The following is a 13,625-nucleotide window of genomic DNA, read 5'->3' on the forward strand; positions in this document are numbered from 1 at the left end:
GCGCTTAATCAATAAAAAACTTATTTAAATACAGATGGCACAATCAGGCTTTAATGGATTGGAAATTGCAATTATCGGATATTCCGGAAAGTTTAATAATTGCAAGGATGTTGAGGAATACTGGGATAAACTTTTCAGTGGAGAAGAGACTTTTCACAATTTTAGTAATAATGAATTAGACGAGTGTGGTATTGCTGAGGATATTTATAATAATTCCAGCTATATTAAAGTAAAAGGCGTACTCCGGGATAAAGAGTGTTTTGATCCACATTTTTTTGGGTACACACCAGCCGAAGCGAATATCATGGATCCTCAAATCCGGATATTTCATGAAATTGTATGGAATGGATTGGAAATGGCTGGTTGCAGCCCTGAAAAAACCAATAAAAAAATTGGCCTGTACGCTTCAGCAAGCGATAACAACCTGTGGCAATCCATTATGTCTCTAAACGGAAGTGCTGATTCCTCAGGACTTGAAACCTCTTATCTTTCTAATAAGGATCACCTGTGTTCATTGATATCCTATAAGCTAAACTTAAAAGGGCCGGCCATCTTTACACAAACCGCCTGTTCCTCCTCCCTGGTAGCCGTACACCAGGCCGTGAGATCGCTGCTGACAGGAGATTGTGAAATTGCTGTGGCAGGAGGAATTTCAACCTCACTATTGGATAAAGGAGGATATGAATATCATGAGCATCTGATTTATTCTCCCGATGGTCATTGCAGGGCTTTTGATAGTAAAGCAGCCGGAACTTTGAAGGGCGAAGGCGGAGCCGTAGTGGTGATGAAAAAGTATAAAGATGCATTAAAAGATGGAGATACGATCCATGCAGTAATTAAAGGAACTGCGGTAAATAATGATGGTAGTGATAAGATTGGGTTTACGGCGCCAGGAATCCAGGGGCAAAAAAGAGTAATCAAAAGTGCTGTTCAGCTTGCCGGAATTGATCCCAACTCGGTGAGCTATATCGAAACCCACGGAACAGCAACAAAGTTAGGTGATCCCGTTGAGTTTAAAGCTTTGAACGATGGCTATGGTCAAACAGGTAATCATCGCAATCCGATAGGTTCCGTAAAAACCAATATAGGACATCTGGATAGTGCTGCCGGAATTGCTTCTTTAGTTAAGGTAATCCTGATGATGAAGTATAAAAAAATTCCAGCAAGTTTACATTTCAGTTCCCCTAATCCTGAAATTGATTTTGAAAATGCTTCTTTTTATGTTAATCACGAATTGCAGGATTGGAAAAGTCCATATGCTCAACTCAGGGCCGGAATAAGTTCTTTTGGTATAGGGGGAACAAATTGCCACATTATCGTGGAAGAAGCTGTTCAACTACCCGAGGTGGCCAATAATGAACCTACTTCCTGTACCATCAATTTATCTTCAAAATCTTCAAAAAAGCTCCATGAAGCCGGGTTGTTTCTTGCAGATCATTTGAAAAAGCACCCGGGTATCAAACTCTCGGATTTATCTTATACATTAAATCTCGGAAGGACTGATTTTAATTATCGGACATCCGTTACTGCTTCAGATACGGAAGATCTTATTCAGAAATTTCAGAATAACTTTTTGGTTAATAGTGTTTTGGATGGAGGTGCAGGAAGGCATCATTGCGTTTTTATGTTTAGCGGGCAGGGGGCTCAGTATATCGGGATGGCGAAAGATTTGTATGAAAAGTATTCGTTTTTCCGCCAGCAAATGGATGAATGCTTTGATTTGATAAAACAACACCATGGAATTTTACTCAAAGAAGTGATCTATCAGAATGAAGATAATAAAGAAATAAAAATCAATGATACCTTGTTTACTCAGCTGAGTTTGTTTACAGTGAGTTACGCCATGGCTAAATTTCTGATGGCCATCGGAATTCATCCGGATGCTTTAATAGGGCACAGTATAGGAGAATATGTAGGGGCCGTTATTTCAGATATGATCACTTTGGACGAGGCTGTTCAGGTGGTAGGAAAGAGGGCATCATTAATGCAAAGTGTGGCCAGAGGAGAAATGTATGCTGTATTTATTGAAGAAAATGAATTAAAAGAAATACTGAATCCTGATTTGTCTATTGCGGCAGTAAATGACGACGGAATTATGGTGATTTCCGGGAATAAGGTTGCTATGGATGCTTTTGTAGAAACATTAAATTCAAAAAATATCACCTCAAAAAAATTAAACACCTCTCATGCATTTCATTCGGCAATGATGGATGAAATATTGGAAGCGTATGAAGAATTTTTAGGCGGCTATAGCTTTAAAAAAGGAAAAATACCATTGATATCTAATGTTTCCGGAAAATTTTTAGATGAGAATAGAGATGCGATATACTGGAGGCGTCATTTAAGGGATACCGTTCGTTTTGGCGAGGGTTTAAAAACCCTGATAGCGGCAGGATATACCCGGTTTATTGAGGTCGGCCCCGGAAACCAGCTGGCTAAACTCGTTGAAAGGCTCGCAGCAGGAACCATTATGGCTGTAAATACTTTAAGACCAGCGCACCAGGATATAAAAGATGTTGAGTTGTTTGGTCAGAACATCGGAAAACTCTGGGCGAATGGTTCTCCGGTTGAATGGGCTAAGCTCTATGAAGGCCAGCAGGTAAGAAAAATCCCTTTGCCATTATACCAGTTCGAAAGACTGAGATTTCCTTTAAAGGTCGATCTGCAAAAATTAATCAGCAATTTAAATTCTTCCTATTTAAAGCCTGCTGAAAGTAGTAAAAACTGGTTGTACGAACTTAGCTGGACAAAAGACAGGCTTGCTATACCTGCGTCTGTACAAAGACAGGAACAGAAAAACCTGATTGTATTTTGTGATAAGGATGGGATGGCTGAATCATCGCTGGAAAAATCAGGTATTCATCTTAATGCGCTCATTAAGATCAGAACAGGAGAGAAGTACCAAAAAAATAGCCCGGTTTCTTACGTGATTAATTATCATAACCTGAAAGATTATGGTAAACTGATTGAAGATCTGAAATTAGACGGATATGAAGATGCAGATATTATTCATGCTTTTGGTTTGAACGATTTCTCGGTCTCTTTAGATGATTCGATTTTACAGGGATATTTAAGCATCGTTTTCCTGGTTAAAAGCCTGTCAGATCACCTGCTGGAGAACGATAGAAATATTATTGTGCTGGCTACAGAAATGGCTAAAATAAATGCTGATGACCAAATTAATCCTGCCAAGGCAATGCTGCTCGGTGCACTTAAAATCATTTCAGTAGAGCATGATCATTTAAATTGTAAACTTATTGATCCCGGAAGAGGTGAAATCTCAATTGATAAGGCTGTTTTCGAAGAGCGCTTAATAAAGGATGATCAAATTATTATTGCTTACCGTAACCATTCGAGATTTATACCATCCATTGAAGCTGTTGAAGTAAAGGAAGCCGATCAGGTTTCCCTGAAACATCAGGGATGTTATCTGGTTACCGGTGGTTTGGGCGGAATGGGGCTATCAATTGCGCAAGACCTTGCTTTAAAAGAAAAGGCCAGCGTAGCATTGGTTTCCAGACGGGATTTCCCGGCTGAAAGTGAAAGGAAAGCATGGGTAGATAGTCATGAAAAAGAAGATGCCACCAGCCAGATTATTCAGCAGATCTGGAATATGGAAAAAAACGGTGCTGAAGTGCTTGTGCTTAAAGCTGATGTGGCCGATGAATTACAGATGCGGAATGCCATTCGCCTCACTGAGGAGAAATTTGGAAAAATTAACGGCCTGATTTGGGCTGCCGGTGTGATCGATTACGATGGCATTATCAGAAATAGAAATCAAGACCAATTTATCAATAACATCAAGCTCAAGGTTCACGGAATTTTGATTGCTGAGCAATTGCTGAACTTCGGAGAACTTGATTTTATTGCGCTATTTTCTTCTGCAGGAAACCTGTATTATAAAGAAAAGTTTGGGCAGGTTGCTTATAATGTAGCTAATGAGTTTACTGATGCCTTTGCAAGAAGTAACGCTGATAAATACAGGATATTTACAATTAACTGGTGTGATTGGAAAAATGTAGGAATGACGGTTGATGGTCTTAAAAAGAGGGACGCGGGGCTTTCCCAAAAGGACATCAATGCTTTTCTTAAAGATGGACTTACCAGTGAAGAAGGCATTCAGGTTTTTCGTCACTGTCTGAAAAAAACCGGATCAGCATATACCATTAGTAAAAAAAACCTCAAAGATTTTTTTGCCCAGGAAAATGAAGGGCATACTGAAAACAATGAGGTGATTGAGATGATAGAAAATTCATTTGAAAGACCGGAACTGCTTACACCATTTATGGCACCCACTACAAAAACTGAAATCTTTCTATCCAATCTCTGCTGTTCCCTGTTCGGTTTGAATAAAGTAGGGGTTAACGATGATTTTCTGGAGCTGGGTGGCGATTCATTGAAGGCCGTAAAGTATATCAATCAGGTCAAAAATGAACTCAATATCAAAATTTCACTAGGCGATTTCTTTAATCATCCAACCATCCTTCAACTTTCCAAAATCATTGATTTAAAGCTTAGTCCCGGGGAAAGACCAGAATCAGATCAGCAACAAATCGATTTATCAGGTAACTATCCCTTATTACCTGCTCAAAACAGGATCTTTATTTTAGATAGGTTGAATCCGTTGCAGACCATCCATAATCAGGTGTTTACTTTTAAAACCAAGCCGCTTTCAAAAGAAAAACTGAATGGCGCAATCCGTACACTGGTTGAAAAACATGATGTCCTTCGTTCATCATTTGATTTGGAAGGAGAACAACCCATTCAACACTTCAGGAAGCAGGTTGCAACTGAGATAGAAAGTTATTCCATTCAGCAGGATAATGAACTTGAGGCTGTTCTGAAACAGTTTGAACGTCCGTTTAATTTGTCAGTTCCTCCTCTTTTTAGAATCGGATATGTGAACAATAATAGTGGATACGACTTTTTATTGGTCGATATCCATCACATTATATCAGATGGTGTTTCCAATAAGGTCTTTCTGACTGATTTGTTCTGTGAACTTGATGGTTTACAATCAACCGAAAAAAGCAGCAATTTCAGCGCCTATATCCAGGAGTTTTATACAGCAGAAATGCAGGAAGAAATAAAAGCTGAGGGGCAGTATTGGTTAAATAAATTTAAAAACTACAGCCAGCTTAATGGATTGATGCTCGACCATCCCCGAAAAGCAAACGATCAGAAAATTGGAAAAAGACACCGGTTTAGAATTCCGGCTGATCTCTCACAATTGGTCATCAATGAAGCTAAAAATGAAGGTGTAACTCTATTTACCTATACGCTTTCGGCACTCTATGTATTGTTGAAAAAGCTAACCGGAGAGCCTGAAGTGATCGTTGGGACCACACATTTTGGCCGCGATATTACCGGATTTGAAAATACGATGGGAATGTTCATTGAAACCATCCCGCTCAGAAATGCAGTGGATAATGAAATGGCATTTCAAGTATTCCTGAACCAGGTAAAAAACAATACTTATGAGGACTTTGACAATAGAAAGTTCCCGTTTGAAGAGCTTATTGCCAAACTGGAATTACCAAAAGACAGAAAAAGAAATCCTCTTTTTGATATTGTGTTTTCTTCTGATAATATCGGAGAGGCGATAACTGTGCAGTCCTATCAGGATACTGAACTCAGTTATATTGAACATCGCAATATTAAAGTAGGCTTTGATTTGTTATTCACTTTTAATTTACAGCAAAACGAACTGAGCTTTTGTTTTGAGTACAATTCTGGCCTGTTCGAAGAGAAGACAATATTATTATATAGTGCCTATTATGAGCAGATTTTAAATCAAATTATAGAAAAACCTGATCTGAAGATTAAAGATATCAGTCTGTTATCGGCTAAAGTTGATGCGGTATTTCCTGCTACTGTACTAAGAGGTGAGCACGTTACCCAAACAACCGAATCTCATATTTTTACTAAATTCTCTCAAATTGCACAAACAAACAGTGATACTACCGCAATTTATTATGGGGAAAAACAGATGACCTATGGCCAATTGGCCTCAGCGGTTAATAAGCTCTCAGATTATCTGTGCAATAATTATAATATAAAAGAAGGAGACAATGTTGCGGTATACCTTACCAGGTCGGAATTCTTAATTATTGCAGTGTTAGCCATCATTAAAAGCCGCGCAGTATTTGTTCCCATTGATATATCGCTGCCAGAAGAACGGGTGAAATACATGATGGAAACCTCAGCTGCGAAAGCTGTGCTTACATTGTCTGATTACATGTTCGATCTGACCTATTTTGAAGGGATTGTATTTTGCATGGATATTCAGCTGGCCGATTTACCGGCCAATGAAGAAAACGCATTTAACGGCGAACTAACAGATGTTGCATATATCTTATTTACTTCAGGTTCAACAGGCTATCCGAAAGGCGTGAAACTCTCGCACCGTGGTCTTGCCAATTATATCGGATGGGCAAATGAATTCTATTTTCATGGGCAACAAACTTATGATCTTCCCCTGTATACCTCAGTTTCTTTTGATTTTACACTGACCAGTATTTTCTCTCCGCTGTTAAGAGGAGCTGCGGTATATGTATACGAAGATGAGCGTAGTGTAGATGAATGTTTAAAAAATATATTTCAATCTGAGATCAAAGCAATTAAAGCAACTCCGGCACACATTGATATGCTGAATGCGCTTAATATTCAACATACCTCCATGGAGGTGGTGATTCTGGGAGGAGAAGCGCTTTTACCCAAACAGGTTTCATTTTTAAAGAAACTGAATAAAAATATCCGTGTATTTAACGAATATGGTCCTACAGAGGCCACAGTAGCCTGTACAGCGACTCTAATTGATGATGAGAATGAATTTATTGCCGTTGGTTCGCCTGTAAGAAATACACAAATCTATATTCTCGATGAACAACATAATGTATTGCCCTCAAATGTGCCGGGAGAAATTTTCATTGCTGGTGAGTGCCTGGCAGAAGGTTATCTGAACGAAGAAAATACAAGAGATAGTTTTATCACACTGCCAGCCGATCATCAGGTAAAAATTTACAAATCGGGAGATCGGGGATTTTTAAATTCAGATAATAAACTGGTGTACATGGGCCGGATACTGAAAAACGATCAGGTCAAGATACGGGGGTATAGAATTGAACTGAAAGAGATTGAAAAAATATTTTCCGATATCGAAAAAGTAGATAGGGCTGTTGCCTTGGTAAAAAAACTAAACAATGAAGATACATTGGTCGCTTACTATCTGGCAGATGAACAGTTGGATGAGAGAAAGATAAAAGCCGTTCTAACAAGGTTTTTACCAAAACCCATGATTCCGGGAATAATAATCTGGCTGAAAGAATTTCCTGTAAATATTAACGGAAAAATCGATTACAACTTATTTCCTGATCCGGTCATAACAAAAAGCGACGCCTATATCCCACCTGTATACGAAGCAGAAATAAGACTGGTAGAGATTTGGTCCGACGTACTGAATATTGAAAAGGAAAGTATAGGATTAAATGATGGCTTTTTTGCTATGGGGGGCAATTCATTAAAAGTTGTGCTTTTAGGTCAGAAAATAGAGGAAGCATTTGGCATTACTGTTCAGGTTGCTGAATTATTCGATCACGATACCATTAGCATATTTATCAATAAATATCTCAAAGACTTCAATAAAAATAATGCAGCTATTAATGCACTTGATAATGCAGCTAGCTAAGCTAATAATCGGTTCACAAAATTTACTCAATTAAAAATAATAGTCAATAAGATGGGTTTAGATGCTTATACAAATTTTACCGGGTTAGAAATTGCAGTTATTGGTATGGCCTGTAAGTTTCCTGATGCTGAAAACATCAATACTTATTGGGAAAATATTCGAAACGGGAGAGAATCAGTTCGGTTTTATACCTCGGAAGAAGTAATGGACTCCGGAGTGAAATCAGAAACATTAAATGATCCCAATTATATTAAATCCAATGGCTGCGAAATTACAGATCGATTTGGCTTTGATGCAGAGTTCTTTAATTATACTGCTGATGAGGCAATTTTATTGGATCCACAAATCAGGTTGATGCATGAGTGTGTTTATAATGCACTTACTGATGCCGGTTATGCCCCGGCAAATTTCAAGGGAAATATCGGTTTGTTTGCCGGTTGTTCGGCAAACCCGTTGTGGGAAGTGTTATGCAATATTTCCGGTATTTCGTCTGAAGTAGGAAGCTGGTCTGCCAACCATTTTATGAATAAGGATTTTGGACCAACGCTTGTATCTTATAAGCTTGGATTGAAAGGGCCTGCTATAAATGTAGATACCGCCTGCTCTACCTCCATGGTGGCTGTTCATATGGCTTTAAAATCGATTTTATTAGGCGAGTCTGATATGGCTATTGCGGGCGGAACTTCAGTTAATGTTAATAATACTCTTGGATATTTATATAAAGAGGGATATATCAGTTCGCCCGACGGGCATTGCCGCACTTTCGATGAACACGCAAATGGCACTATTGGTGGTGAAGGTTCGGGGATGGTTGTACTCAAACTGTTGAGTAAGGCTATTGAAGATAAGGATCATATTTATGCCGTTATTAAAGGAAGTGCTGTTAATAATGATGGAAACAGAAAAGGCAGCTTTACTGCTCCAAGTGTGCAGGGCCAGGTAGAGGCGATCAAAAACGCACTAAAATCTTCAGCAGTTGAATCTGAGAGTATAGGTTTTGTTGAAACCCATGGAACAGGAACAAATTTAGGCGATCAGATAGAAATAGAGGCTTTAAAAAAGGCTTTTAATACAGGAAAGAAAAATTATTGCTATCTGGGCGCTACAAAAACCAACATCGGACACCTGGATGCCGCTGCGGGTATAGCCGGGTTAATTAAAACTATACTTGTTCTTAAGCATAAAGTGATTCCGCCGGTAGTTAATTTTCAAACAGAGAATCCAAAGCTGGGCATTGCAGCATCTCCCTTCATCATCACAAATAAACAAAAGGAATGGCTATCAGAACAACCCAGAAGGGCTGGAGTCAGTTCTTTTGGAATTGGGGGAACAAATGTACACATGATTCTGGAAGAGCACAGCAGTAACCGAATGAATACTAAGGTGCACGAAGAAGATAAAATATTTATTCTGTCTGCGAAAAATAAGCACGCCCTGGAATTGATGAAACAGAACCTTCAGGAGCATATTGAAACAGATTCAAAACTGGATCTGTCTGCGCTTGTTCATACTCTTCAGGCCGGAAGGGAGCACTTTCCTTTCAGATTAAGTACAGTTTTCAGATCGAGGGAAGAACTGCTGGAGACTTTTAAGCTGAATAGTTTTAAGGCTGGTGTGGCAGTTTCAAAAAATAAGAAAATATTGTTTGCATTTCCTGGCCAGGGAATGCAGTATGCCAATATGGGTAAAGAACTGTATGAAAAAGAGCCTATCTTTTCTACAGTTCTGGATGAATGTTTTAATATTTTAAAAACCATTACAGGTACCGATTTCAGGACAATACTCTATCCTGATCATGAGGCGCATAATGAAAAAATTAATGAGACCGTTAATAGTCAGCCCATCCTGTTCAGTTTTCAATATGCGCTGGCTAAACTAATGATTGCGTGGGGCATTCAACCTGATGCGTTTATAGGCCACAGTATTGGTGAATATGTTGCTGCCTGTTTATCAGGTGTGATGACACTTGGTGATGCATTACGCCTGGTTGCAAAGCGAGCAGAATTTATGCAGGCCATGAAGCCCGGTAAAATGCTTGCTGTGAACTTAAATTGGAAAGAGATGGTCAAGTTTACTTCTCCTTCAATATCATTTGCATCCATCAACAGCCCTTCTCATTGTGTTTTGTCAGGTAGTACAGAAGAAATCATAAAGCTACAGCACACACTCACTGAGTTGAACATAAATGCCAGTATTTTAAAAACATCCCATGCTTTTCACTCCTTCATGATGCGGGAAGCTGCTGAAATGCTGGAAAATGAAATGGAAAGTGTGGTGTTTAACAGTCCCCAGATCCCATTTATCTCTAATGTAACAGGCGACTGGATAAGAACTGAAGATTGCCAGGCTGCCACTTATTGGGCTAAACAATTGAAAAACCCTGTGCAGCTTGAAAAAGGAATAAGTAAAATACTGGAAACGAAAGAGGTAATCATCCTTGAATTAGGACCTGGAAATTCTTTAGGATCTTTTATCGAAAAAAATAGTGAATTTAAAGACAGCCATCATATTCATGGAATCATCAGACATGTAAATAATCACACCGTTTCAGATTTAAGATATTTACTGAATAAATTAAGCAACATTTGGTTGTCTGGAGTCGAAATAAACTGGTCTTCTTTTTACAAAGGTCAGGAGAAAATTTCTTTACCAGGATATCATTTTCTACATAAAGAATTCAAAATTGATCCGCAAATACTTGATGATTTATTAAGTGGACGTAAGCTGAATGGTGCTGCGCAAAAAAATGAAATCGAAAAGTGGTTTTATATTCCCAGCTGGAAAAAAAGTGTTACCCGTTATAAACAAAGAACGCCAGAAGGAAAGTGGCTGATTATTGGTTCTAATGATCAGATCATTCAAGACTTTATCACACATGCAAATCTCCCTGCGGACAAAGCTTATAGCCTGTTACCTGGTTTATCTGATCAGGTTACCCTCGACAATAACAATGGATTTAAAATAAACGCAGCTAATCCGGCTCATTACATCGAATTTGCAGCGCACTTTAATAAGTTGAGTGAGCCACTCACCATCGTTGATCTTTCTTTTTTCAATGCTGAAAAGGCTTTGCGCGCGGATGATGAAATTGACTTTGCCTCTTACCACCATCTGCTGTATTTAGCTAAAGCGTTTGGTAAGCTGACACGGGTACCTGAAATATTCTTAAACTATCTGACTATAGATAACTACGATGTTTATGGCTCAGAACAGTTAACAATGCGTGCATCTTATCTAGCCAGCACATTAAAAGTGATATCTCAGGAATATTTTTATGTAAAATCTAAAAATATTGATGTTGCTGCTGCCGAACTTTCTGACCTTTCCAAACTTTATAAAAAAATAGGAGAAGAAACGCTGGTCGACTCCAATGAGACCATTGTTGCCTGGAGAAATAATGTAAGATGGATTCCTGCTTTCGAGCGATTGAATCAAAATGAGCTGGTTCAGGATGCAAAACTCGAAATTCATGAGAATTCGGTTTACCTTATTACGGGTGGGCTTGGCAATGTTGGCTTTATTTTAGCAAAATATCTTTGCAGAAAAGGCGCCCGGGTGGCCATTATCGGGAGAACAGAAATCAGTTCTGATATGAATAGTGCAGACCGGGAAAAACTGCATCGACTTAATGCACTTAAAGAAATTAAGCCTGATGTTTGTTATGTTTCCGCTAATGTTACAGATGAAAAATTGCTGAGTGAAGCTGTCGTGCAGATTGAGCAGGAGCTGGGAAAAATAGCAGGTGTGTTTCATCTTTCAGCAGCAGGTTTTTCACATCACGAAGATCATTTAATTAAGGAATTAAGCATAGTTGGTTGTACAGAACAATTTAATGCAAAATTAAAAGGCGCTGAAAATATACGCCAGGTCTTTAAACATCACCACATCGATTTCGTTGTTTTATTCTCCTCTATTTCATCTGTTTTGGGTGGCGTGGGTTATTTTGCATATGCTGCTGCCAATGCCTGTTTAGACAGGCTAGCTGAAATAAATAATAACCTCGATGCTGTGCGCTGGGTTTCTGTTAACTGGGATGCATGGAATACGGGAAATGCCGGAGAAACTAATCTGGCCATTACTGAAAATGATGCTAATGAAGTATTTTCTCAAATGGGCTTATTATTTGGAGATAGCCGTCTTATTGTTTCGGTACACGATCTGGATGAGAGAATTGATCGTTGGGTTGCGAAAAAACAAGACGCGCCTGATTTAAATATTAAAATGCCTGAACTGGAAAGGCCACAGCTTTCAGGCAATATTGAGCTTCCTGAGGGGCAAACAGAGGTTGAACTGGCTGTAATCTGGAAAAGCCTTTTTGGATATGAAACCATTGGTGTTAACGATGATTTTTTTGAACTTGGCGGAGACTCACTTAAAGCCCTGGGTCTGCTAAATTCAATCAGGAGGAAATTTGAAAAAGAAATTTCGCTGGCAGATTTTTTCAACAGTCCCTCTATTCGTGGCGTGGCATCTTTAATTTCTTTATCGGAAGAAATAAATACTGTTGAAATTAAGAAGGCTGCAGAGCAGGATAAGTATAAACTCTCTTCAGCACAGCAAAGATTATATTTCTTATACGAACTTGATAAAAGTTTACTGGCTTATAATATGCCGCAGGTAGTTAGAATCAGCGGTGGACTGGACAGAGAAAGATTCAGTGATACTTTCAGGAAACTTATCTCCCGTCATGAAAGCCTTCGTACGAGTTTTATGCTCAGTGATGGAGAAGCTTACCAAATAATTGGTGATGGCAATGACTTCCGTATTGAAACGTATACATCTTCAGTTGCTGAACTGAAAGAAGTGATTCATCAGTTTATCCGTCCATTCGAATTGGATAAGGGTCCGTTGATTAGGGTTGGAATAATTTCGATCGCTGCAGAAGAAGATATGTTGCTGCTAGATATGCACCATATTATAACTGATGGAATTTCTCAGACAATTTTGATCCGTGATTTTATGCAGCTGTATGAAGGAGAAGAATTACAGCCCCTGAAATTACAGTACAAAGATTATTCAGCGTGGCAGCAAAGTGAAGAGGAACAGTTGCGAATCGGCAAACAAAAAGAATTCTGGCTTAAGGAATATGAGGTCTTGCCTGATATTCTCGAATTGCCGGCTGATTATCCCCGTCCTAAAAAACGAAGTTACCAGGGGGGAATTTACAAATTTGAACTTGATGAAAAGCAGACTGCTGCTTTGCGGCATCTTGGCGAGCAGGAAAAATCTACATTATTTATGATTTTGCTTTCCGTATATAATATTTTGCTCAGTCGCATCGGTAATCGGGAAGATATTGTAGTTGGAAGCCCTTTATCAGGACGCAGTCACCCGGAAATTGAGGGTATTATGGGGATGTTTATCAATACACTTGCGTTGCGGAACTATCCTGAGGGTGACCTGAATTTTCGTGATTTTTTAAAGAAAGTGCGCTCAAGTACGCTTTCCTCTTTTGATAACCAGGAATTTCAATATGAAGACCTGATAGATGAGTTAAAACTTTCTCGTGATATGGGGCGAAACCCATTATTTGAGACCGTTTTTTCCTATGAAAATTTTGAGACTGAAACACTCGGAATTTCTGAGCTGAAACTTGATGCTTACGATCATGGATTGGAAAGTGCTAAATTCGATTTATCCTTATCTGCTGTTGAAACCCCTGAACGTTTATATCTCGGGTTTAGCTATTCTACTGATCTCTTCACTGCATCAACGATTCAACGTTTTGCAGATTATCTGCTTCGGATTATAAATGCTGTAATCGTAAATCAGGATATTCGCCTTGCTGATATAGATATTTTATCTGAAGAAGAGAAATACCAGCTTTTAAATCAGTTTAATCGTTCCACAGTTAGTTATCCCTTATCGGCTAGTGTTACAGGTTGTTTTGAGGAGCAGGTTAATTTGTGTCCGGATCGTATTGCATTGGTTGACAATG

At 38.9% G+C, this 13,625-nt stretch carries 2 protein-coding genes; both read left to right on the forward strand.

What is annotated here, in order from left to right; genetic code table 11:
* The first annotated feature begins 34 nt into the window (after positions 1-34).
* Positions 35-7,687, forward strand: coding sequence for a hybrid non-ribosomal peptide synthetase/type I polyketide synthase (locus BM107_RS23695; protein WP_090988036.1), 7,653 nt, complete (start codon positions 35-37; stop codon positions 7,685-7,687).
* A gap of 51 nt (positions 7,688-7,738) precedes the next feature.
* Positions 7,739-13,625: type I polyketide synthase (locus BM107_RS23700; protein ID WP_139222332.1), on the forward strand; the 5,887-nt coding region annotated here is incomplete at its 3' end.

Source organism: Pedobacter suwonensis, assembly GCF_900111825.1.
Lineage (GTDB): Bacteria > Bacteroidota > Bacteroidia > Sphingobacteriales > Sphingobacteriaceae > Pedobacter > Pedobacter suwonensis.